The organism is Marinobacter sp. (assembly GCF_033722195.1).
Taxonomy (GTDB): domain Bacteria; phylum Pseudomonadota; class Gammaproteobacteria; order Pseudomonadales; family Oleiphilaceae; genus Marinobacter.
In genome coordinates, this window is sequence record NZ_JAWVZL010000004.1 from 17241 (window position 1) to 40757 (window position 23517).

Consider the following 23517-nt stretch of genomic DNA (forward strand, 5'->3'; position numbering starts at 1 on the left):
GACCCGATTACGGCAACCCCCGAATCTGACTCAGGCCCGCATCTGGCCGGGCGGCGTTACCAGGCTGGACAGCAGCGCCCGAAGCCGGTTTGGCTTGACCGGTTTGTTCAGCACCGGCATGTACTGGGTCTGCAGCTCGCGCCGGCAGGCGTCGCTGCGGTCGGCCGTGATGATGGCCGCCGGTATGTCCCGGTTGCACGCCCGGCGCAGGGCGTAGATGGCTTCACAGCCGGTGCGGTTGGCATCCAAGTGGTAGTCCGCCAGGATGGCCTGGGGCGCTCCCTGCTGGCGACAGATGACCAGGGCCCCGGCCTCGTCACGGGCGGTGGTGACGATACAGCCCCAGCGGGACAGCAGGGCCTCCATGCTGGCGGTGATGTCTTCGTCGTTGTCGATCACCAGCACCCGGCAGCCTTCCAGCGAGCCCTGCGCCAGTCCGGCGGCAGGCAATCCGGCACCGGGGCGGCTTACCGGCGCGGCATTGGCCAGAGGCAGTGTGATGGCGAAGCGGGACCCGCTACCGGGGCGGGACACCACCTCCACCCGGCAGCCCAGCATGCGGGCCATGCGTTCGACAATGGCCAAGCCCAGGCCGACGCCGGTGCGACCGCCGGCCTCCGGCGCCAGCAACTGGCGGAATTCGGTAAAGATCTCTTCCAGTTTGTCCTCGGCAATACCGATACCGGTATCCCAGACCTCCAGACGCAGCTGCTGCGACCTTACCCTCATGGCCAGCAACACGCCGCCGGAACGAGTGTAGCGAAAGGCGTTGCTCAGCAGGTTGCGCAGGATGCGGGTCAGCATCCTGGGGTCGGTTCGTACGGTAGCCGGTGTAAGACGGCTGCGGAACATCAATGCAGCATTGCGGGCCACCGGTTCGAACTCCTCCGCCAGGCCCGCCACCAGGCTTTCCACATCCACATAAGACAGGTCCGGCTGCATCGCCTGCTGGTCCAGCTTGGAGATGTCCAGCAGATCCGCCAGCAGGTCCTCAGCGCCTTCCAGGGCCCGATGGACCCGGTCGATCAGGCGGCTCTCGTACTCCGGCAGTTTGCTGTCCTGCAGGGTGGAGACCAGCAGCCGGGCCGCATTGAGGGGCTGCATCAGGTCGTGGCTGGCGGCGGCCAGGTATTTGTCCTTGCTGCGGTTGGCTTCCTTGGCGGCGTTAACCGCCACGACCAGCTCCCGCTCCACCTTCTCGCGTTCCTCGATCTGGTAGCGCAGGCCAACGTTGGCATTCTGCAGCGCCTCGGTGCGCTCCTCCACCCGCCGCTCCAGGTCGGTGTTGAGCTGCTCCAGCCGGACCCGGGCAAGATGCCGCTCGGTGATGTCGGCAACGAAGGCCTCCACCACTTCCGCCCCCAGGTCAGGCCGGCGCAGCAGAGTGATGGCAACGTATACCGGGCGGCCATCGACCCGGCGCAGCCTGGCCTCGCGGGCGCTGATGCGGCCCTTGTCCAACAGCTCGTAACGGAGCTGGTCAAATTCGTGGGCGCGCCAGAAGAACTGTTCCCGAAGCCGGGTGACCCCGCTGGCGAGCGCTTCGGGTGTGGCGTAGCCGCAGATATGGGCCATGGCGGGGTTCACCGCAAGGAAGCCGCCTTTCAGGTCACCCTGGAAAATGCCGTGGAGGGCATTTTCGAACAGCCATTTGTAGCGGTTGCGCTCCCGCTCCAGTTCCTCGATCCGGTCCTGGAGGGCGGGATAATAGTTCTTGCGGACCGAGTGGCTGCCGAGGCCCAGCAGGTCGCCCACATCGTAGCGTTCGTTCTCATGGTCCGGCAGGGACTGCTCAAAGTGCTTCTTCATAAACCACTTCGACATCGCGCTGACAGGACTTGCGGGGGTTGGTCACGATGCAGGGGTCCTGCATGGCGTAGCTGGACAGCGACGGAATGTCGGAGGCATTCACCCCCAGCGAGGCCAGCTTGGCTTCCAGGCCCACCGCCTGCTTGAGCAGGATGACCCGCTCCATCAGGGCTTTCTTGACCGCCGGCATGGTCATGCCCCGGGTGTCGATCCCCATGGCCTCGGCCACCCGCTTGAAGCGGTCCTCGGCGGAACTGAAATTGTAGGCAATCACATGCTCCAGCAGCAGGGCATTGCACAGGCCGTGGGGCAGGTCCAGGAAGCCGCCAAGACTGTGGGACATAGCGTGCACCGCCCCCAATATGGCGTTGGAAAACGCCAGGCCGGCCTGCATGGACGCCAGCATGATCTGTTCCCGCAGGTAACTGTCGGCCGGACTCTGCACCAGCGGCTCCAGATGGCGGCTGATCAGCCTGATGGCCTCCAGGGCATGACTGTCGGTGAGCGGACCGCTGCCGGTGGAGACGTAGGCCTCGATGGCGTGGACCAGGGCATCCACACCAGTGCAGGCGGTGAGGAACGCGTCCATGGTCTCGGTTACTTCCGGGTCGATCAGCGATACATCAGGCACCACCGCCTTGCTAATGATGGAGAACTTGAAGCGCCGCTGCGGGTCGGAAATGATGGCGAACTGGGACACATCGGCGGAGGTGCCGGCGGTGGTGGGAATCAGGATCAGCGGCGGCGAGGGGACCCGGATGGTGTCCACGCCCTCGAATTCCAGGATGTTGCGGCCGTGGGCGCTGACGATGCCGATCCCTTTGGCGCAGTCCATGGGGCTGCCGCCGCCGATGGCCACAATGACGTCGCATTCGGCGGAGCGGTAAAGGTCGGCTCCGGCCATGACCTCCTCCACCTTGGGGTTGGCGGAAACGCCCGTAAAGGTTGCATATCCAAGCCCGCCCTCAAGCAGCAGCTGCTCGACCTGGGCGACCCACCCTGCGGCCTGGACCCCCGGGTCGGACACCAGCAATACCTTGCGGGCACCGAAGTTGCTCGCGAAATTGGCCACCGCCTTGCGCGACCCGGCACCGAAGACAATCTCCGGCGACACGAACTTGCGCAGCGCAGAAACGTCGTAACTCATGAGCGCTCTCTGGGTTGTTGTTGTAAACCGCGCCCTAGTCCCTGGGGCTTACTCCTGTATACGGCAGTTTACTCCAACCGGCGTAGTGTGGGCAGAGAACATTTGTCAATGCTGGTCATAAAAGGCCAGCAATGCCTGCAGCAGGAAGGCCTGGCGTTCGGCGCGACGGAAGCCATGCCCCTCCTCCGGGAAGAAATGGTAACTGACCGGCTGGCCGCCGGCCTCCAGCGCCGCCACCATGGCCTCGGTCTGCTCGGGCACCACGACCCGGTCCTGGCCGCCCTGGAAAAAGATCATCGGCCGGCGAATACGGTGGCCATGATCCACCGGGGTGCGCTCGCGCCAGCGCCCGGCGTGCTGGAGCGGATCCCCCAGCAACCAGTCCAGGTAGCCGGATTCGAAACGGTGGGTCATGCTGCGCAGGCGGGTCGGGTCGCTGACCCCGAACAGGCTGGCACCGGCCCGGAAGCAGTCGCTGTCCAGCATCGCCATGAGCACCGTGAAACCGCCGGCACTGCGACCCTGGATATAGGCCCGGCCGCCGTCCACCAGACCCTCGCGGTCCAGGTAGGCCACTGCCTGGCGGGCGTCCGCCACGTCCAGCTCCCCCCAGCGCCCGGCCAGGGCCAGGCGATAGTCGCGGCCAAAACCGGAGCTGCCGCGGTAATTGACGTCCACCACGGCAAAGCCACGCTGGACCCAGAACTGGGTCTGGGGGTCGAACACCGGATAGGCCGCCGAGGTGGGCCCGCCATGGACCCGGACGATCACCGGCGGCACCGCCTCATCACGACCCTGGGCCGGGTAATAGAACAGGTGGACCCGGCCATCGGCCACCGGCATGGTCATGCCCCGGGGCCAGACACAGCAGGCGGCGTCCACCGGCTGCTCACCGCCGGCGAGCCGTCGCCACTGGCCGCTCTCCGGGTCGATCGCCACCACAGAGTCCATGGCATCGTGATGACGGGCGATGCAATACAGCTGGTCGCCGCGGGCCTGCAGGGCGCGGAAGTCAACGCATTCAGGCAGCAGCCGACGGGCTTGGGCATCACGGTGAGGCCGCCACCAGAGCTCGCCATAGCCCTGGTGATAGCAGACCCAGGCGCGACCGCCGCCATACAGGGCCACGGCATGCTGCTCGGCCAGTTGCCAGGGGGCGTTGGCATGATCCGCCGCGCGGTCCTCCAGGCGGTTCCACTGCACGCCGGTGTCGGTTTCACTGACGTGGAACGGCTGCCACCAGCCCTCGTGGTCCGACAGCGCTACCAGCTTACCGTGGGCGAATGCCGGCTGCTGGATCGAGGCCGCCACCGGGGTGTCCAGCGGCCGCACCCGGGCCAGCTCCCCCAGCTCGGTGACATCCGCCCGCCACAAGCGGCTGGCCAGCCAGGGCATGTCCGGCAGTGACCAGCTCACCCAGGCCATCGAGCGGCCATCACTGGCAATCGCCGGGGTGCCGTAGAAGTCCTCGCCCTCCGCCAACACCGTAATGCGACCCGTCCTGGGGGTGATGGCCACCAGTTGCTGGCGGGCCTCGGTGCCCCGGTTGCGCTCCTCACGAATGGCAAGCACCCGCTGCCGGGCGGCGTCCCAGACCAGGCCGCCGAACTGGCCATCCGGGTCCTTGCTGATCTGGCGCAGGCTGCCGCTGCGGCAGTCCACGCATACCACCTGCTGGCTGCTCAGTTCCACCACGTAAGCCATGTAGCGGTCCAGGCAGAGGGCGCCTCCACCATAGCCGTTGACGGCGCTGCGAATACTGAAGGTGTCGTCGGTGAGCCGGACGGGATTGCCCCGGCGCAGGCACCAGAGCTGGTTGACCGCTTCGCCCGGGTCGTATTCCAGCCAGGCCACGGTAGAGGCGGAGACCCGCAGGTTGTCCCGCTGGCGCAGGGCCGCCGCGGCCTGCTCTGCGCTCAGGAGGGTCGGGTCAGCCGCGGAAGAAGAGTCGCGAGTTTCGGGCGTTTCGATAGGTCAGCTCCTCCAGGCCCGCGGTGGCATGATCCGCTGCGCGCCGGGCCGCCAGGATGCGGTCATGGTGGGGCGACTTGTCACAGACCGGATCGGCGTTGTCGGCATTGCCCGTCAGCATATAGGCCTGGCAGCGGCAGCCGCCGAAATCCTTGCCCTTTTCGTCACAGGAGCGACAGGGTTCGGGCATCCAGCTGTCACCACGATAATGGTTGAAGCCGGGGCTGTCATACCAGATCGACTGCAAGGACTGATTCCGCACATTTGGAAACTCGATGGGCAGGATGCGGGCACTGTGACAGGGCAGCGCGGTGCCGTCCGGCGCCACCGTCAGGAACAGGCTGCCCCAGCCGTTCATGCAGGCTTTGGGGCGCACCTCGTAATAGTCCGGCGTCACGAAGATCAGTTTCATGGCGGAGCCGGCATCCGCCAGGCGCTGGCGCTTGGCGTTCACTTCCCGCTCGGCGATCTCCAACTGCCCGGCCGAGGGCATCAGACCCTCGCGGTTCTTGAAAGCCCAGCCGTAATACTGGCAGGTGGCCAGCTCGACGTAGTCCGCTCCCAAGCGCTCACACAGGTCGATGATGTCGCTCATCTGGTGGATGTTGTGACGGTGGATCACGAAGTTGAGCACCATCGGGTAGCCCGCCTCCTTCACCGCCCGCGCCATTGCCAGCTTCTGTTCGAAGGCCTTGCGTGAGCCCGCGACCGCGTTGTTCAGCTCCGGATCGGACGCCTGGAAACTGACCTGGATATGGTCCAGGCCGGCATCCCGAAAGGCCTCCACCTTGGTTTCGTTGAGGCCGATGCCGGAGGTGATCAGGTTGGTGTAATAGCCCAGCCCCCTCGCCTCGGCAATCAGTTCAGCCAGGTCCTGGCGCACCAGCGGCTCACCGCCGGAGAACCCCAATTGCGCCGCACCCATGGCCCGGCCCTGGCGCAATACGCTGACCCACTCCTCGGTGGTCAGCTCCTGCTCGGTCTGGGCAAAATCCAGCGGGTTGGAGCAGTAGGGACACTGCAGCGGGCAACGGTAGGTCACCTCCGCCAGCAGCCACAGCGGGGGGCCGACCTGGTGTTGGGATCGGGGCTGGGGGATCGGATTCATACCATCATGATCCAGTGCTGCTGGCGGGCATCCTCGAGAAACTCGCAGACGTCATTGTCCAGGGCGCCGGCGTCCGGGAAGCGCTGTTCCAGGCGCCGGACGATGTCAGCCACGGTGCGCTTGCCGTCGATCTCCGAAAGTATGGCCGAAGCGCTGTCATTGAGCTTGACCATGCCCTCCGGGTACAGCAGCACATGGGCGTTCTGTACCGGCTCCCACTGGAACCGGAAACCCGGCCGCAACCTGGGTGTCAGCTCCATCACAGGCCCAGCCCCCGGTGATACACCTGATCCTGGGTGACGGTATGGTAGGGCGGCGTCTGGTGCACATACGCCATAGTCAGGGCATCCAACATAGTCCATAGAATATCCAGCTTGAACTGCAGTATTTCAAGCGCTCTTTGCTGCTGCTCGACGGTGCGGAAATGATCCAGGGTGATGGTGAGCCCGTGCTCCACGTCCCGGCGGGCTTCCGACAGGCGCTTGCGGAAATAGCTGTAGCCCTCGGTCCGGATCCAGGGGTAGTGCTGGGGCCAGCTGTCCAGGCGGGACTGGTGGATCTCCGGCGCGAACAGCTCGGTCAGGGACGAACAGGCCGCCTCCTGCCAGGTGGCCCGCCGGGCAAAGTTGAGATAGGCATCCACCGCGAAGCGGACCCCGGGCAGCACGTGACGCTGGTCGATCACCTCCTCACGGCTAAGGCCCACGGCCTCGGCGAGACTCAGCCAGGCCTCGATGCCGCCCTCGTCGTCACTGTGGCCGTCATGATCCAGTACCCGCTGCAGCCACAGCCGGCGCACCGAGGCGTCGGGACAGTTGGCCATGATGGCAGCGTCCTTGCGGGGTATGTTGATCTGGTAGTAGAAGCGGTTGGCCACCCAGCCCCGGATCTGCTCGGGCGTGCACTGCCCGCCATACATGGCCTTATGGTAGGGATGGTGGATGTGGTAGTACCTTCCCCTGGCCCGCAGCGCCTGCTCGAAGTCGGCGCGGCTCATGGGTGATTGCTTGGCGATGGCGTTCATTTCTCCCCCGACAGATCCAGGTGCATGCCGTCCCAGGCCACTTCGATGCCGTGCCTGGCCAGCTCGGCGCGCTCCGGTGAATCCTCGTCCAGAATCGGATTGGTGTTGTTGATGTGGATCAGGATCTTGCGGCTTGCCGGCAGGCTGTCCAGCAGCTCGATCATGCCACCCGGACCACTCTGGGCCAGGTGCCCCATTTCCTGCCCGGTCTTGGTGCCCACCTCCCGGCGCAGCATTTCGTCATCGTGCCAGACGGTGCCGTCCACCAGCAGCGTATCCGCTTTCGCCAGCCAGGACCGGATGGTGTCGTCGGGCTTGCCCAGACCCGGGGCGTACATCACGGTGGCGCCGGTGCGGGTGTCTTCGATAAACAGCCCGACGTTGTCACCGGGATGGGTCTTGTGGCGCCGCGGTGAATAGGGCGGCGCGTTGCTAAGCAGCGGGATGGCGGTCAGCCGCAGCTCGGGGGCGCAGTCGATGCTGAAGCTCCGATCCTCCGAGCAGGGCATTTCCCGCCACTGCAGGCCGCCATTCCAGTGCCTGAGCATGGGAAACAGCGGAAATCCGGTGCTGAGATCCTCGTGGACCTGGGCGGTACACCAGACGTCCAGCGGGCAGCCCTCCCGCAAGGACAGCAGACCCGTGGTGTGGTCCACCTGGCTGTCCATCAGCAGCACCGCATCAATACCGGTGTCACGCACTGCCCGGTTGGGCTGCATGGGCGCAAAGGCGGCCAGCTGGGCGCGAATGTCCGGGGAGGCATTGCAGAGAATCCAGTGCTCGCCGTCCTGGCTGATGGCGATGGAGGACTGGGTGCGGGGCTTTGCGTTCAGGGTGCCGCGGCGCATGGCGTCACAGTTCACGCAGTTGCAGTTCCATTGGGGAAAGCCTCCGCCGGCGGCAGAGCCCAGGACGTGAAGTTGCATGGGAGGTCTCCGGGAAAGAAAACGGCCAGCAACCCTGAGGCGTGCTGGCCGTGACTTGCTCAGCGGTTGGCGAAGTACATGGTGACTTCGAAACCAATCCGCAGATCTTCATAGGCTGGTTTGGTCCACATAGGAATCTCCTCGTTGTTGTTAAGACTCTGTCGTTACCCTAGGTGTTCCGATAACGTGCTTTCAATACTAGAGCCAGTCAGACCGCGACTACATGGTACTTTGGAACAAGATTTGGCCATTCTCTTTCCCGGAATGCCATCCTTTGGGCCCATCGTGTGCCCATCCAGCCGCCTCTTCTGAGCCTAGTCAGTCCGCAGGCATTTTCCAAGGGCAAAAAAAAACGGCCCTGGGGAGGACCGAAAAATGGCAGGAAGACCCAACCTCCAGTCAAGACGCATGAACCTCACTGAAGGGCCCCGCCTCGCGGCGGGGTAAATGACACCTCCCTGTGCCTACTCGCCCACCTGACCGGCCTTGCGGCCGGTACAAGCTCTCTTCACCTGTCTGGCAAAGCTTACAAACACAACTCTCGATAACTCAGAAGAAGCCCAGCGGGTTGATGTCGTAGCTCACCAGCATGTTCTTGGTCTGCTGGTAGTGCTCAAGCGCCATCTTGTGGGTTTCACGACCGACACCGGACTTCTTGTAGCCACCGAAGGCAGCGTGAGCCGGGTAGGCGTGGTAACAGTTCATCCACACACGGCCGGCCTGGATGGCGCGACCCATCCGGTAGGCCCGGTTGGTGTCGCGGGTCCACACGCCGGCGCCAAGACCGAACTCGGTGTCGTTGGCGATGGCCAGGGCTTCTTCCTCGGTCTTGAAGGTGGTGACACCCACCACCGGCCCGAAGATTTCCTCCTGGAACACACGCATCTTGTTGTCACCCTTGAACAGGGTCGGCTGGATGTAGAAGCCGTTGCTGTATTCGCCCTCCAGTTCCTCACGACCGCCGCCGGTCAGCACCTGGGCGCCTTCCTGCTTGCCAATCTCGAGATAGGACATGATCTTGTCGAACTGCTCGCGGCTGGCCTGGGCACCTACCTGTACGTCAGTGTCCAGCGGATTGCCGCGCTTGATCTTCTTGGTGCGCTCCACCACCTTGGCCATGAACTCGTCGTACATGTCTTCCTGCACCAGCGCGCGGGACGGACAGGTGCAGACTTCGCCCTGGTTGAAGAACGCCAGCACCAGGCCCTCGACGCACTTGTCGATGAACTCGGGCTCGGCCTTCATCACGTCGGAGAAGTAGATGTTGGGGGACTTGCCACCCAGCTCCACGGTGGACGGGATGATGTTCTCGGCGGCGCACTTCATGATGTGCGAGCCCACCGGGGTGGAGCCGGTGAAGGCGATCTTGGCGATGCGCTTGCTGGTGGCCAGGGCCTGACCGGCCTCGATGCCGTAGCCGTTGACGATGTTCAGCACGCCCGGGGGCAGCAGGTCACCGATCAGTTCCATCAGGATCAGGATGCTGGCGGGGGTCTGCTCGGCAGGTTTCAGCACGGTGCAGTTACCGGCGGCCAGGCAGGGGCCCAGTTTCCAGGCCGCCATCAGCAGCGGGAAGTTCCAGGGGATGATCTGGCCGACAACGCCCAGGGGCTCATGGAAATGGTAGGCCACGGTGTTGGCGTCGATTTCACCCATGTGGCCTTCCTGCGCGCGCAGGCAGCCGGCGAAATAACGGAAATGGTCAGCGGCCAGGGGAATGTCGGCGTTCAGGGTCTCGCGGACCGCCTTGCCGTTGTCCCAGGTTTCAGCCACGGCCAGCTTTTCCAGGTTCTGCTCGATGCGGTCGGCGATCTTCAGCAGGATGGTTGAGCGTTCCTGGACAGAGGTCTTGCCCCAGGCCGGCGCGGCCTTGTGGGCGGCGTCCAGCGCCAGATCGATGTCTTCGGCGGTGGAACGCGGAATCTCACAGATCACGTCACCGGTAACCGGGGTGACGTTCTCGAAGTACTGGCCCTTGACGGGGGCAACCCACTCGCCACCAATGTAGTTCTCGTAGCGGGGCTTGAAGGAGACGACGGAACCTTCCTTTCCTGGTTGTGCGTAGATCATGGTAGTGGCCTCTTGTTCTGTTTAACGCAGTACACGCGGGTCTCGCGCTGACCTTCCCAATTTAGACCTGAGCCTGGCCGCTCGAAATGATCCCTTGGGGTCGTAAAACTCGTTATTTGGTATTAGATGCTCATTGCAACCAGCGAAGGACTTCCGCCGCGCCAAAACAGAAAAGGGGCCGCGAGCGGCCCCTTCCCGATGCATGACAGCGGCGATCAGTTCGCAGCTGCGACGCGGTCCTTCGGCAGTTTGAAGGTCCACACCATGCCGCCCTGGTTGAAGTCTTTTACAACCTTGGCCACTTCACCGCCCCACAGGGGTACCGCACCGCCCCAGCCGGACAGAACGGAGACGTACTGCTCACCGTCCATGGTCCAGGTCACCGGAGTACCCACCACGCCGGAGCCGGTGTTGAACTTGTACAGTTCCTTGCCGGTCTTGGCGTCAAAGGCCTTCAGGAAGCCTTCCGGGGTGCCGGTGAATACCAGGTCACCAGCGGTGGTCATGACACCACCCCACAGCGGAGCCGGGTTTTCATAGCGCCAGACTTCCTTGCCGGTCTTCGGATCCATTGCCCGCAGAACGCCGATGTAGTCGTCGTTCGCCGGCTTGATGGTAAAGCCCGCACCCAGGTAGGCCGCGCCCTTCTTGTAGGATACCGGCTCGTTCCAGATGTCCATGGACCACTCGTTGGAGGGTACGTAGAACAGCTCGGTCTTCTGGCTGTAGGCCATCGGCATCCAGTTCTTGCCGCCCAGGAAGGAGGGGTAAGCAACAACCACTTCACCCTTCTCACCGCTGCTGGCTGCCGGATCACCCGGACGCCCGCCGTCGGTGTAGATGGGACGACCATCCTTATCCAGGCCGCTGGCCCAGGTGATCTTGTCCACGAACGGGAAGCCGCGGATGAAGTCGCCGTTGGTGCGGTCCAGTACGTAGAAGAAGCCGTTACGGTCAGCGGTGGCTGCCGCCTTGACCATCTTGCCGTTCTTGTCCTTGTAGTCGAAGGAGATCAGCTCGTTGACACCGTCGTAGTCCCAGCCATCGTTCGGGGTGGTCTGGAAGTGCCACTTGATGCTGCCGTCATCCGGATCGATGGCGACGCGGGAAGACGAAAACAGGTTGTCGCCCGGGCGCAGGTGGGAGTTCCAGGGTGCCGGGTTACCGGTACCGAAGAACAGGGAGTCGGTGCTCTCGTCGTAGGTACCGCCGAGCCAGGTGGCGGCACCGCCGTGCTTCCACATGTCGCCGGGCCAGGTCAGGCCGGCCTTGCCACCGGAAATGCCGTTCTCGATGGCCTTACCGTCCTTGTAGACGTAGCCCATGTGGCCTTCAACGGTGGGACGGGTCCACATCAGCTCGCCGGTATTGGCGTCGTAGGCTTCGACCTTGCCCACGATACCGAACTCGCCACCGGAAACACCGGTGATCACCTTGCCCTTGACGATGGTGGGGGCGGCGGTGATGGCATAGCCGGCCTGGTAGTCGGCGACTTTCTTGATCCAGACCACGTTGCCGGTGTCCTTGTTCAGGGCAACCAGCTTGGCGTCCAGGGTACCGAAGATGACTTTGTCGCCGTAGAGAGCCACACCACGGTTGACCACGTCACAGCAGGGCATGATTCCGTCCGGCAGACGGGCGTCGTACTGCCATTTTTCCTCACCGGTCTTGGCGTCGATGGCGTAGACGCGGGAGTAGGAGGCAGTCACGTACATGACGCCGTCCTTGATCATCGGCTGGGCTTCCTGGCCGCGCATTTTCTCGCTACCGAAGGAGAAGGCCCAGACCGGCTGCAGGCTCTTGACGTTGCTGGCGTTCAGCATGTCGATGTTGCTGTAACGCTGTCCCTGCAGGCCCATGCCGTAGCTGACCACATCTTCAGGGGTGTTCTGATCGTTCAGGATGTCCTGGTCGGTGACCGCGTGGGCACCGAAGGACACCGCCAGCGCCAGGGCGCTGGCGGCAAACTGTTTACCGATCGGATTCGAACTCATGGTTGCGCTCTCCAAGTCTCTTGTTTTCTGTTTCAGCGGCGAACCGGGAAGTCTTCCCGCCTCTGTAGCCATTCTTGGATCTGTGAGCACCTGCAACAATTGACCCCCGGAACAACTTCCCTCATCCCTTGGTAGTAAGACCCGGTTTTTACTTCCCGGGCTGGCGAGCCCCGTGCGACGAGCCGCCCGCTATTCCGGCAGCAGCGCCAGGGCCTGCTTCTCGTAACGGGGATAAAGATGGGTGACGGTGCGGATCAGCTCGTAGCGACTTTCGGCAACGTCGGCGAAGCGCGCCGGAATCGGCAGGTTGCTGACTTCGGTCATGGTGAGACCTCGCTCGGCGGCCTCGGTCATCGTCCGGTCCAGCCAGGCAAGGTAGTCCCGCATCTGGACGAAGGCGCTGTTATCCGCCACCACCGGACCATGGCCCGGCACCAGCAGCTCGAAGTCCAGCGCCTCCAGTTGCGCCAGCTCATCGGCCCAGACCGACAGGCCGGGGCTCTGGGGTGTGGTCAGGGCCCGGTTGTAGAACACCAGGTCGGAGGCGAAGAGCACACCCGAGGTTTCATCCAGCACCGCCAGGTCGGCGCCGGTATGGCCGCGAAATGCCATCAGGCGGAACCGGTGGTCGCCCACTTCCAGCAGGCCGGGGGCCAGGGTATTGGGTGGCAGCACCACTTCAGTGCCCCGCATCCAGTCCCCCACCAGCCGATACATGTTGTCGGAGAAGGCGTCGCCATCCGACGCCAGCTTGTCGATGGTGCCGGCCAGAGCATACAGTCTCCCCGCCTCGAACGCCTGGTTGCCAAAGACGTGATCGGGATGGTGATGGGTCAGCAGCACGTGGGTCACCGGCTGGTCGGTAACGGCGGCAATGGCCGCTTTCAGCTGCTCGCCATAGCGTCGTGACGGCCCGGTGTCGATCACCACCACACCCTCGCCGGTCACCACGAAGGCGGTGTTGACGATGTTGCCGCCGTTGAGCCGTGAGAAGTTCTCGGTGCTGCCTTCCACCAGCCAGACACCCTCGGCAATTTCCCTCGGCTGCAGGTCGTAGTTCAGCTCAGCCGAAACCGGCAGGCTGAGGCAGGCGATCAGAGCGGCGCACAGACATGAACGCAGATCCATGATCAACCCTCCCCGAAGCGGCGCTCGAACACGTTGCCGTTGTTGTCGCGCATCCAGAGGATCAGGTCGCTACTCTCACCCACCAGCTCGAACACGAACATGGGGTTCTCCGCCGCCGACTCCGAGAGGCTCATGGCCAGCACCGGCTTGGCATCGGCAGCGGAGCCTTCCGCCCGCAACTCCACCTGCTGGATGTGGAACGCGGGAATATTGCCCACCATGCCGGAATCCATCGGGTGCATGACGTTGGCTTTGAGCCTGGTTGCGTTCAGGCGGGAAAAGGCGCCGCCCCGAATGGTACCGAAATTCTTCTCCCAGTCCGGATTGGCGGCCGTCATGCTGGGCGCGGTACAACCACCCCCGGCGGCATCCACATAGGCACTGCCGACGTGCCAGACACCGCTTTCATCCAGGACCGCCGCGCGCACGGTAGTGGCCTGCTGGACCCGGAAGTTCAGGGCAATCAGCCGGGCCTCCCGGTTACCGGGCTGGTAGGTGAACAAGTGGGGAATCGGGTTGAGGTCCACCCAGGCCACAATGCGCTGGATCCGACCGGGAAAGGCCGCCAGATCCACCGTCAGCGGCACCTGGGCCGAATCCTCGGCGAAGGGCGGTGCCTGGACCTGAACCCGGTCGTCGTGGACCACCGTGAGGTCATCCCCGAGGTATTTCTGCAGGTTGTACTCCCACATGGGGGAGTTGTGAGGGTCAGCGGGTACTCCGGCCTGCGCCGCGGTCGGGCCAAGCACCGTCACAAGCAGCAGGGCGAGGGCTATCGCGGGTCGGGCCATGGTCCGTCACTCCTGCGGTTCGACACCGAGTATCTGGTCGTAGTAGGCGGGAATCTCGTAACGCAGGCCGTTACGGGCAAAGATCTGCTCCATCTCGCCCTCTCGCACCATCTTGTCGACGATCGCCTCAATGGCGTAGCCGAGCTGGCGGTGGGTGTGCTTGATGGCCATGCCCACGTCCCAGGCCTGCTTCCCGACATTGGGGAAGCCATTGCTGGCGGCGCGATAGCGGTCGCCCTCAAGCTGGCTCAGCTGATGATCGATCTCCGCCCGCATGGCCATGACGCCGCGGACGTCACCGGCGGTCAGGGCATCGAAAGCTTCGCCGACATTGAAATAGTGCTTGACCTGGCTGCGCAGCCGGCCACCGAACACCGAACTCAGGTAAAGATCCGGCAGGGTGTCGATCTCCACCCCAATAGGGTGGTACTGGAAGACCCCGATGGTTTCCACGCCGTCCAGGTGCTGGCTGTCATAGGCGATCTGCCAGGTTTCCTCCTGGTAGGGCCCGAAGATCACCACCTGTTCGTTGATGTACTCGCCGGTGGAGTCCTGCATGTAGGCGTATTTCTTGTCGTAGGGGACCCGCATCATCACATCGGCAACCCGGGTCTTTGCCAGGTAGTGGCCCTTCCAGACGTTGTTGCGCAGGTCGTCCCCCAGATTTTCGTCCGGGGTGATCCAGTGGGAGCGAAACTCCACCCCCAGCTCCTCGGCAATACGGCGGCCCACATCGGCATCAACACCTCTGGCCTGGCCATCCACCTCGTAGGAATAGGGCGGAAAGTCCTTGTACATGCCCACGTTGAGGTAGCCGGAGGACACCACGATATCGTAGTCACGCTCCACCGGCCGGTTGAGTATATTGCCCTCCTGCGCCCATACCTGCTGGCCGAAGAGCATCGCCGACACCAGAAAAAGCCGAGCTAGCACCACACTACCCCCTCCAATGACAAAAAGCCCGGGGCGCGAACACCGGGCCTGGCGCTTCAGTTATTCCTTGACGGACTCGATGTAAGTCTTGATGGCCCAGATGGCGTTCTGGTCCAGGTTGGACTTGAACGAGGGCATGCCGCGGTCGGTACCGTTGAGGACGCGGCCAATGAAGTATTCGTCGTCCCAGGGCTCCAGCTCGCGCAGGTCGGGGGTCAAGCCGCCGGACATGGCCTGGATACCGTGGCAGCCGGCGCAGTTGCCCGCATAGCCGCTTTCACCCACCTTAACGGCTTCGGCGTGCATGTCGCCGTGCTGGCCGCCTTCCCGGAACGGGTTCTCCGACAGCGGCTCCTTGCCCAGGTCCGGCAGCGCACCGGTGTCCACACCCTGTGGTGTGACATTGCCATGACCGGCTGCAAGCCCCGCGAAGCCGAGAATAGCCGCAGCGAACAACGCGCGGACGGAGTTAGAGACTGTCATACCTGTTTACCTTTGCCTTGAATGTAACTGAACCAATCGAGCCGCCATGGCCGATAGACTGTGACCCAAGTATGGGAAGGACAAAGGCGTGACCGAATGCCACTTTGGGGCCTTCAGCCTAGTTCCTTGGTAGTAGGAGAGGCGGCCGGATGAGCCGGGACGAGGCAGGAGCGAACAAAGTCGCTGCCCTCAGTCAACAACCTTAGCTCGCGGCCAGGGAACGTGAATAGTGCTTTGGTACTGCACCAATGCGACTTTCTGAATATTTCGGCACTGTCCCGGCTTCCCTAACCTTGCCCTATAGCCTTTGATCCGCCCCAGAACAAAAAGAGGCATGTTCATGACGATATTCGGTCTCCGCCGCACACTTGCCTGCCTGGCCATGGGCGCTGCCCTGATTGTGCAGTCATCCCAGGCCCTGGCTGTCGACATTCTCATCGGCTATATCCAGTGGCAGCCGGACCCGGGTCCGGTCTTGTCCAACGTATTGCCGGAGCCTGAGGACGCCGGCCTGCGGGGCGCGGAGCTGGGCATTGACGACAACAACAGTACCGGCCGCTTCCTCAACCAGAAATACATCCTCAAGGCCGTGGTTGCGGCGGACGAGACCGTCGCCATGGCGGCTCTGGAAGCTCTGGTTGCCGAAGGCATCGACAAGATTGTGCTGAACGTGCCCGCCAACACCCTGCAGGCCATGGCCGACCGCGCTACGGAGCTGCAGGCCATGGGCACCCGCTCCGGCGGGCGACAGGTGCTTCTGTTCAACGCCAGCGCCCGCGAGGATCATCTTCGGGTCCGGGACTGCCGGCCCAACGTGCTGCACACCCACCCCAGCCACGCCATGCTGACCGACGCCCTGGCCCAGTGGGCCAACAGCCGGCGCTGGACCGATGTGTTCCTGATCACCGGCGCCACCGAAGGCGACCTGGCCTGGGCGGAGTCCTTCCGCCGTGCCAGCAAGCGCTTCGGCCTGGACATCGTCGAGCACAAGCCCTGGACCTTTGACGCCGACCTGCGCCGTACCGCCTCCAAGGAATTGCCGCTGTTCACCCAGGGTCCGGATTACGACCTGGTGGTGGTGGCGGACGAGCGCGGCGACTTCGGCGAGTACGTGCCCTACAACACCTGGCTGCCGCGGCCGGTAGCCGGCACCGCGGGCATGACCCCGGTAGCCTGGCACCGGGTGGTGGAGAGCTGGGGTGCGGCCCAGCTGCAGAACCGTTTCACCGAGCTGGCCAAGCGCGACATGAACAGCAAGGACTACGCCGCCTGGGCTGCCGTTCGCTCAGTGGGCACCGCCCTGACCCAGATCCAGCAGGCCGATGCCGACTCCGTCAGGGCATTCCTGCTGTCCGATGAATTCGAGCTGGCGGCCTTCAAGGGCCGCCCCCTCACCTACCGGAACTGGAATGGTCAGCTGCGCCAGCCGATCCCGCTGGTGCACCCCCGGGGTCTGGTGACCCAGGCCCCCATCGAAGGCTTCCTCCACCCCAAGACCGAATTGGACACCCTGGGTTACGACGAGCCCGAGAGCCAGTGCCGGATACAGCAACCCTGACCGCGACCGGCCGGGCAGCTCCCGGCCAGAACCATAATGAAACGGGTCCCGGACCCCGCTCTGGAGTTATCTATGAACAACATTCTAAAAATCGCCGGCCTCTGCGCCATGATAGGCCTGTCAGGCAGCCTGCACGCCAGTGTCGCCTACGTGTCCAATGAAAAGGACAACAGCCTGTCGGTGATCGACATGGACAGTCTGGAGGTGGTGGACACCATCCCGGTAGGCCAGCGCCCCCGCGGGATTCTGCTGTCCAAGGACTACACCAAGCTCTACATCTGCGCCAGCGACGACGACACCGTGCAGGTGCTGGACCTGGCAACTCGCAAGATCGTGGACACCCTGCCCTCCGGCGAGGACCCCGAGCAGTTCGCCCTGCACCCCAACAACAAGCACCTCTACATCGCCAACGAAGACGATGCCATCGTCACGGTGGTGGATGTCACCAACAAGGACGTGCTGGCCCAGGTGGAAGTGGGCGTGGAACCCGAAGGCATGGCGGTGAGCCCGGACGGCAAGTGGGCGGTCAACACCAGTGAGACCTCCAGCATGCTGCACTGGATCGACACCGAGACCTTCGAGATCAAGAAGAACATCGTGGTGGGCCAGCGCCCCCGGCACGTGGAGTTCAGCCGCGACAGCAAGATCGCCTGGGCCTCCGCCGAGATCGGCGGCACCGTTCACGTCATCGACGTGGACAGCCTCGAGGAAATCAAGAAGCTGGAGTTCAGCATCCGCGGCGTCAACCAGGACCGGGTCCAGCCGGTGGGCATTGAGCTCACCTCCGACGGCCGCTATGCTTTCGTGGCGCTCGGGCCCTCCAATCACGTCGCCGTGGTGGATGCCCGGACCTATGAAGTCCTGGACTACCTGCTGGTGGGCAGCCGTGTATGGCAGCTGGATCTGAACCAGGACGAGTCCCTGCTGCTGACCACCAACGGCGTCAGCGGTGACGTCTCGGTGATCGACGTGGCGGACCTGAAGGTCACCAAGTCCATCAAGGTAGGTCGCTATCCCTGGGGCGTGGTGATCGCGCCCTGACCCGAGGTAACCGATGAGCTTTGAAGCCCGTCAGATCAGTTTCCAGTACGGCAGCAAGCCGGTACTCAAGGAGGTCAGCTTTGAGCTGGCCTCCGGTCGTTTTCACGCCCTGCTGGGCCCCAACGGGGCCGGCAAGTCCACCCTGTTCGGCCTGATGACGCGACTGCTGGCACTGCAGGCCGGCGAGCTGCTGCTCAATGGCCGATCCCTGCGCCGGCAGCCCGCCGAGGCCATGCGCCAGATCGGCGTGGTGTTCCAGCAGAATGCCCTGGACCTCGACCTCACGGTACGCCAGAACCTGCTCTATCACGCGTCCCTGCACGGCCTGTCCCGGCGTGAGGGCCGCGCCCGCGGCGACCGGGAGCTGGAGCGCTTCGGCCTCAGCGAGCGCGCCAACGACCCGGTGCGCCAGCTCAACGGCGGCCACCGGCGCCGGGTGGAAATCGCCCGGGCGCTGCTGCACCAGCCCAGCCTGTTGCTGCTGGACGAGCCCACCGTGGGCCTGGACGTGGGCAGCCGCGCCGGGCTCAACGAGCACGTGCGGCGGCTCTGCGCCGAGGACGATCTGACGGTGCTCTGGGCCACCCATCTGATCGAGGAAGTGCAGCCCGATGACCGGGTACTGATCCTGCACCAGGGCCGGCTTCTGGCTGACGGCGAGGGCCGGGCCATCTGCCAGGCCGAGGGCCAGAGCAACCTGGCGGACACCTTTCATGCCCTGACCGGAGCCGGACAATCATGACATTGGCCCAGTACTGGCACTGCTTTGTGGGAATCCAGGCACGGGAGTGGCTGCGTTTCTGGCAACAGCGCACCCGCTTCTTCAGTGCCCTGGTACGGCCCCTGCTCTGGCTGGTGGTTTTCGCCGCCGGCTTCCGGGCGGTGCTGGGGGTCTCCATCGTCCCGCCCTACGAAACCTACATCACCTACCAGACCTACATCGCACCGGGGCTGTGCGGCATGATCATCCTGTTCAACAGCATGCAGGGGGCGCTTTCCATGGTGTACGACCGGGAGCTGGGCAGCATGCGGGTGCTGCTGATGAGCCCCCTGCCCCGACCTTTCCTGCTGGTCACCAAGCTGCTGTCCATGGGCATCGTGTCCATTGTCCAGGTCTACCTGTTCCTGGCCATTGCGCTGCTGCTGGACGTGGAACCGCCGGCCTGGGGCTACCTGGCGGTGCTGCCGGCGCTGCTGCTGACAGCGTTGATGCTGGGGGCTCTGGGCCTGCTGATCGCGACCTGGGTAAAACAGCTGGAGAATTTCGCCGGGGTGATGAACTTCGTGATCTTCCCCATGTTCTTCCTGTCCTCGGCGCTCTACCCGCTGTGGAAGATGCAGGAGGCCAGCCCCTGGCTCTACTGGATCTGCCAGCTCAATCCCTTCACCCACGCGGTGGAGGCCATCCGCTTTGCGCTCTATTTGAAATGGAGCCCGGAAGCGTTCGGCATTACCGCAGGGGTCACGGTGGTGCTGGCAGCACTGGCTACCGCCGGCTTCCGACCCCAGCGCACACGGATACTCTCCTCCGGCGGCAAACCCGCCTAAGGCGCCGGCTATTGGCCCAGCTGGCGCAACTGCGCCACCAGACTCTCGGTGGGGGCGTTGCGGGCCAGGCGGTCATCCCACTGCAACCGGGCCGGGCGACCGTCCAGATACCAGATCCGGTTGGCCAGATGATCAGCGTCGCCGGCATCGTGGGTGACGCAGATCATCGCCATCTCCGGGTGGCTATCCATCAGACCGGCAATCAGGGTTCGTAATTCCGTGGCTCGTTGGGGGTCCAGCGAAGCGAAAGGCTCGTCCAGCAGCAACAGGTCCGGTTTCACCGCCAGGCAGCGCGCCAGCGCCGCTCGCCGGGCCATACCCAGGGACAGCTGGTCCGGCAGGTAGTCACCGTTGCCGGCCAGCCCCACCTCGGCCAGCAGCCGCTCGATATCCGCTGCACCGGCGCCCACCAGGGCCAGATTCTGGCGTACCGTGCGCCACGGCAGCAGCCGGTGCTCCTGGAACAGGTAGCCCAGGCGCACGGCCTCCCGGCCGACCACGGCGCCAGCCGGTGTCCGTGGGTCCAGACCGGCGATGGCATTGAGCAGGCTGGTCTTGCCTACCCCGGAAGGCCCCAGCAGGCAGATGCGATCACCCCGGGCCACCGTCACGAAAATATCCCCCAGTACCGGGTGACCCAGCACCTCGCCGTCAATGCGCAGCTCAAGCATGCTGGAGCCCCGCCCGGCGCCAGCGCGAGGCCCGCCGCTCCAGCGGCTGCAGCAGTGCCAGCTCGATCAGCTGCACCACCGTGACGAACGCCAGGCTGTAGGCCAGGATGCTGGCCACGTCGAAGACCTGAAAGGCCATATGAAGCTGGAAGCCGATGCCGTCGGAGCGTCCCAGCAGCTCCACCACCAGAACGATCTTCCAGATCAGTGACAGGCCGCCGCGGGTGGCGGCCCTCAGGTAGGGAAACAGTTGCGGCGTCCAGATGTGCACCACCCGCTGCATGGGTGTGAAGCGATAGACCTGCGCCATCTGCTCGAGTTTGGCGTCGATGCTGCGGGCGCCCTCCCGCACGGTGACCGCCACGTTGGGCACCTTGTTGATCACCACCGCCAGCACCGCCGCCGTCTCCACCAGGCCGAACCAGACATAGAGCAGGATGATGGTGACCAGCGCCGGCAGATTGAGAAACAGCACCAGTAGCGGATCGAACAGGGCATTGGCGGTGAGCGATCGGCCCATCAGCACCCCCAGCGCCGTGCCCAGGATCATTGCCAGTACAAAAGCGATCAGGACCCGACGCAGGGTCACCCCCAGATGGTGCCAGAGCTCGCCGTTGCCGGCGGCCTGCACCAGGGTGTCCAGCACCGCCAACGGCGTCGGCAGCAGCGAGGTGTCCAGTGCCAGGGCCAGCAGGGCCCACACCAGCACACCGGCGGGCAGCATCACCCAGTAGGTCCAGCGCGGCGGGTTCATGGCCCGGGCCGGTAGAACAGTGCCGACGGCATGACCCGCCCTTCGTCGGTGCCGGCCAGGGCCAGCAGGCGCTGCAGGTCTTCAATACGCTCAGGGGTCAGGGGGGCCGGCGTGCCCTCGATGAAGCCATCGCGCAATTGCGCAAAGATGGCATCGTCGTCCGCCCGCATCAGCGGTCGGAGGGCCTGCCAGTGCTCCGGGCTGCTGGCAAGCTGGGTCTTGGCGGTGTTGAGGGCGCGATGGAAGCGGGCCAGCAGATCGGGGTGGGCCTGGGCCCAGTCGGCGCGGAACACATAGCCCAGCACCGGCAGGTTCGGGTCAAAATCCAGCGCCGCCAGCAGGTCCTCCATGCGGAAGGCGGTGCGGGCGTCGCCATCGGCCCGCAGCCGGGCGGCGAAATGCCAGTAGGTGACGAGCACATCCACCTGGTCCCGCACCAGGGCCTGGCTCAACAGTGGCGGCGCCGCGTACTGGACGCTGGCCTGGCTGGCCAGATCGATCCCCTGGCGTCTGGCCACCTGCTCCAGCAGGATCCAGCCTTTGCTGTCGGGGCCGCCGGCAACGCCGATGCGCTGGCCCACCAGATCGCTGACCTGGCGGATCCCCGATTCCGGCGCCACGAGAATGTCGCCGATCTGCGAGGAGAAGGGCAGGTAGGTGAAAGGATCGCCCGCTTCATAGCGGGCCTGGGCCCAGAGCAGGTCCGCCACCGCGCCTTCCACATCCCCGCTGGAGACCGCCAGCCGGGACGCCGGCAGATTGGCCACCAGGCGCACCTCCAGCTCGAAGCCCTCGGCCCGGTCCAGGCCGGCGCGCTGGAGATGATCCAGCTCCCAGTGGGCGGTGCCGAATTGCAGAACGCTGATGCTGAGCCTGGGCATCTCCTCCGCTGCCGTGACCGGGCGCGTCCAGAGCGACGTCAGTATCACAAGCAGGCACAGCCACAGCCACAGCAGTGGCCGGCAGGATTGAACCATAGGAGAAAGCAGTAGGCGCATCATGCCCTCACCTTACGAACCGCCGGCAAGCGCCAGAATAGTACTTTAGTGCTTCTTTTTTTGTGCGATGGTCGCATTCAACCGCCGAGGCGGTTCACGTGTAATGACACTATGACAATAATAAGTAGAGGAACCCCGATGCTGAGGCACCTCATCGCCGTGGCGCTGATCGTCGCTCCCTTCAGTCTGCCGGCCGAACCTGGCCGTTCGGTCACCGGCCAGAGCCAGCAAAGCGACGCTGCCCTGTTCTCCGACCAGGGTTACCGCATCGACCGTTACCGCAGCCCCACTCCGGCCACCGTGGCGGGTGCCACCACTGTCTCCACCGCCGACCTCGAACGCCTGATGGACCAGCACCCGGACCTGGTGATCATCGACGTCATCAACCTGGAATACCGTCACGGCCGTTTTCTCGAGGACAAACCCCATCTGGCGGTGCCTGGCGCCCATTGGCTGCCCAACACCGGTCGCGGCCAGCTGGACGAACCCTGGCTGTCCTACCTGCTGGACAATGTGCAGGCGCTGACCGAAGGTAACCGTGACCGCCCGGTGGCCGTGCTGTGCAAGTCCGACTGCTGGCTGTCCTGGAACGCCACCCGCCGGCTTGCCGACCATGGCTACCGGCAACTGTTCTGGTATAAAGACGGTATCGACAGCTGGCAGAACGCCGGCATGCCGACAGAGCCGGCGCAACCGGTCATGCCCCGTTTTGACATTAACCCGACAGCCAGTGAGGGCTGACCATGTTGACTCCGGAAGCCACCGCAACCCGAAAAACCGACGATGCTGGATTAAGGTCACCGCGTGACACCAGCCAAACACAGGCGAGCCCTTCCATGGAGCCGGTATACAAGATTCTGATCGCGGATGACCATCCGCTCTTCCGCGAGGCCATCACCAGCGTCATCCAGTCCGGTTTCGCCGGCAGCGAAGTGCTGGAGACCGCGGACCTGGACAGCGCCCTTGCCCTGACCCGTGACCACGACGACCTGGACCTGATTCTGCTGGACCTCAACATGCCCGGCATGCACGGCCTCAACGGCCTGATCTCCCTTCGCAACGAGGCCCCCACCATCCCGGTGGTGATCGTTTCCGCCGAGGAGGACAAGCAGATCGTGCTGCAGGCCATCACCTACGGCGCCATCGGCTTTATCACCAAATCCTCGCCCCGGGCCCAGATGACCGAAGCCATCCAGCAGATTCTCAATGGCAACGTCTATCTGCCGTCGGACATCATCCGCACCGGCAAGGAAACCCAGCGCCGCCACCGCCAGGACGACAACCCGATTTCACCGGAGCTGCTCAACTCCCTCACGCGGCGCCAGTTGCTGGTGCTGGAGCGGATGTCCAAGGGTGAGTCCAACAAGCAGATCGCCTACAACCTCAACATCGCCGAGACCACCGTCAAGGCCCACGTGTCCGCCATCCTGCGCAAGCTTGGCGTCCATAACCGCGTGCAGGCCATCCTGTCCGCCAGCGATGTGGATTTCAGCCAGTACCTGAAACGCTGAACCCGTGAGCTGCTCATGAAAACGCCCGGTCCTGCCGGGCGTTTTTGTTTCT

Annotated in this window: 23 protein-coding genes; 6 read left to right on the plus strand and 17 right to left on the minus strand. The window is 64.2% G+C overall.

What is annotated here, in order from left to right; all coding sequences use genetic code 11:
• Window positions 1–30 precede the first annotated feature (30 nt).
• From R3280_RS01460 to pedF, 14 genes are all read right to left on the minus strand, one after another.
• A complete protein-coding gene (locus tag R3280_RS01460; protein WP_318996800.1) occupies window positions 31–1809 on the minus strand; it encodes a NahK/ErcS family hybrid sensor histidine kinase/response regulator in 1779 nt (592 codons plus the stop codon).
• Window positions 1793–2956, minus strand: coding sequence for an alcohol dehydrogenase-like regulatory protein ErcA (gene ercA / locus R3280_RS01465; RefSeq protein WP_318996801.1), 1164 nt, complete (start codon window positions 2954–2956; stop codon window positions 1793–1795). The genes R3280_RS01460 and ercA overlap by 17 nt, the downstream gene beginning before the upstream one ends.
• A 105-nt stretch (window positions 2957–3061) precedes the next feature.
• Window positions 3062–4810 (minus strand): alpha/beta hydrolase family protein, encoded by a 1749-nt coding sequence (locus R3280_RS01470; RefSeq protein ID WP_318996802.1) that lies wholly within the window; start codon window positions 4808–4810, stop codon window positions 3062–3064.
• Window positions 4811–4886: 76 nt separating this feature from the next.
• A complete protein-coding gene (gene pqqE, locus R3280_RS01475) occupies window positions 4887–6035 on the minus strand; it encodes a pyrroloquinoline quinone biosynthesis protein PqqE (protein ID WP_318996803.1) in 1149 nt (382 codons plus the stop codon).
• The gene (gene pqqD, locus R3280_RS01480; protein WP_318996804.1) at window positions 6032–6295 is read right to left on the minus strand and encodes a pyrroloquinoline quinone biosynthesis peptide chaperone PqqD; all 264 of its coding nucleotides are present in this window, start codon (window positions 6293–6295) and stop codon (window positions 6032–6034) included. Before pqqD ends, pqqE begins: the two co-directional genes overlap by 4 nt.
• A complete protein-coding gene (gene pqqC, locus R3280_RS01485) occupies window positions 6295–7059 on the minus strand; it encodes a pyrroloquinoline-quinone synthase PqqC (RefSeq protein ID WP_318996805.1) in 765 nt (254 codons plus the stop codon). The genes pqqD and pqqC overlap by 1 nt, the downstream gene beginning before the upstream one ends.
• Window positions 7056–7985, minus strand: coding sequence for a pyrroloquinoline quinone biosynthesis protein PqqB (gene pqqB / locus R3280_RS01490; RefSeq protein WP_318996806.1), 930 nt, complete (start codon window positions 7983–7985; stop codon window positions 7056–7058). Before pqqB ends, pqqC begins: the two co-directional genes overlap by 4 nt.
• 59 nt (window positions 7986–8044) lie before the next feature.
• A complete protein-coding gene (gene pqqA / locus R3280_RS01495; protein WP_007153157.1) occupies window positions 8045–8116 on the minus strand; it encodes a pyrroloquinoline quinone precursor peptide PqqA in 72 nt (23 codons plus the stop codon).
• A gap of 418 nt (window positions 8117–8534) precedes the next feature.
• A complete protein-coding gene (locus R3280_RS01500) occupies window positions 8535–10055 on the minus strand; it encodes an aldehyde dehydrogenase family protein (RefSeq protein ID WP_318996807.1) in 1521 nt (506 codons plus the stop codon).
• A gap of 215 nt (window positions 10056–10270) precedes the next feature.
• Window positions 10271–12049 (minus strand): PQQ-dependent methanol/ethanol family dehydrogenase, encoded by a 1779-nt coding sequence (locus R3280_RS01505; RefSeq protein ID WP_318996808.1) that lies wholly within the window; start codon window positions 12047–12049, stop codon window positions 10271–10273.
• 189 nt (window positions 12050–12238) lie between these two features.
• Window positions 12239–13177, minus strand: a complete 939-nt coding sequence (locus R3280_RS01510; RefSeq protein WP_318996809.1) for a quinoprotein relay system zinc metallohydrolase 1 — start codon at window positions 13175–13177, stop codon at window positions 12239–12241.
• Window positions 13178–13179: 2 nt separating this feature from the next.
• On the minus strand, window positions 13180–13968 hold the full coding sequence (locus tag R3280_RS01515) for a quinoprotein dehydrogenase-associated SoxYZ-like carrier (protein WP_318996810.1): 789 nt from the start codon (window positions 13966–13968) through the stop codon (window positions 13180–13182).
• 6 nt (window positions 13969–13974) lie between these two features.
• Window positions 13975–14901 carry a transporter substrate-binding domain-containing protein gene (locus R3280_RS01520; protein ID WP_318996811.1) on the minus strand — a complete coding sequence of 309 codons (927 nt, stop codon included), beginning with the start codon at window positions 14899–14901 and terminating at the stop codon, window positions 13975–13977.
• Between the two features lie 60 nt (window positions 14902–14961).
• A complete protein-coding gene (pedF, locus tag R3280_RS01525) occupies window positions 14962–15384 on the minus strand; it encodes a cytochrome c-550 PedF (protein ID WP_318996812.1) in 423 nt (140 codons plus the stop codon).
• A 340-nt stretch (window positions 15385–15724) separates the two neighbouring features.
• On the opposite strand from pedF, the gene R3280_RS01530 reads away from it, so the two are divergent.
• The 4 genes from R3280_RS01530 to R3280_RS01545 all read left to right on the plus strand — a co-directional run bounded on the left by R3280_RS01530 (window position 15725) and on the right by R3280_RS01545 (window position 19531).
• Window positions 15725–16942 carry an ABC transporter substrate-binding protein gene (locus R3280_RS01530; protein WP_413468727.1) on the plus strand — a complete coding sequence of 406 codons (1218 nt, stop codon included), beginning with the start codon at window positions 15725–15727 and terminating at the stop codon, window positions 16940–16942.
• A 72-nt stretch (window positions 16943–17014) separates the two neighbouring features.
• Window positions 17015–17983, plus strand: coding sequence for a YVTN family beta-propeller repeat protein (locus R3280_RS01535; protein WP_318996813.1), 969 nt, complete (start codon window positions 17015–17017; stop codon window positions 17981–17983).
• Window positions 17984–17996: 13 nt separating this feature from the next.
• Entirely contained in the window at window positions 17997–18725 is a 729-nt protein-coding gene (locus tag R3280_RS01540; protein ID WP_318996814.1) for an ABC transporter ATP-binding protein, read from the plus strand.
• Entirely contained in the window at window positions 18722–19531 is an 810-nt protein-coding gene (locus tag R3280_RS01545) for an ABC transporter permease (protein ID WP_318996815.1), read from the plus strand. Before R3280_RS01540 ends, R3280_RS01545 begins: the two co-directional genes overlap by 4 nt.
• An 8-nt stretch (window positions 19532–19539) precedes the next feature.
• On the opposite strand, the gene R3280_RS01550 is transcribed toward R3280_RS01545, so the two are convergent.
• Genes R3280_RS01550 through R3280_RS01560 form a run of 3 tightly spaced genes read right to left on the minus strand, consistent with a single transcriptional unit; the run spans window position 19540 to window position 21837 of the window.
• Window positions 19540–20202, minus strand: a complete 663-nt coding sequence (locus R3280_RS01550) for an ABC transporter ATP-binding protein (RefSeq protein ID WP_318996816.1) — start codon at window positions 20200–20202, stop codon at window positions 19540–19542.
• Window positions 20195–20956 carry an ABC transporter permease gene (locus R3280_RS01555; protein WP_318996817.1) on the minus strand — a complete coding sequence of 254 codons (762 nt, stop codon included), beginning with the start codon at window positions 20954–20956 and terminating at the stop codon, window positions 20195–20197. Before R3280_RS01555 ends, R3280_RS01550 begins: the two co-directional genes overlap by 8 nt.
• Window positions 20953–21837 (minus strand): ABC transporter substrate-binding protein, encoded by an 885-nt coding sequence (locus R3280_RS01560; protein ID WP_413468728.1) that lies wholly within the window; start codon window positions 21835–21837, stop codon window positions 20953–20955. The genes R3280_RS01555 and R3280_RS01560 overlap by 4 nt, the downstream gene beginning before the upstream one ends.
• A 255-nt stretch (window positions 21838–22092) precedes the next feature.
• Between R3280_RS01560 and R3280_RS01565 the strand changes: the two genes are divergently transcribed.
• Both R3280_RS01565 and R3280_RS01570 read left to right on the plus strand, forming a co-directional pair.
• Entirely contained in the window at window positions 22093–22695 is a 603-nt protein-coding gene (locus R3280_RS01565) for a rhodanese-like domain-containing protein (protein ID WP_318996819.1), read from the plus strand.
• A 95-nt stretch (window positions 22696–22790) separates the two neighbouring features.
• Entirely contained in the window at window positions 22791–23465 is a 675-nt protein-coding gene (locus tag R3280_RS01570; protein WP_318996820.1) for a response regulator transcription factor, read from the plus strand.
• The last annotated feature ends 52 nt before the right edge of the window (window positions 23466–23517 follow it).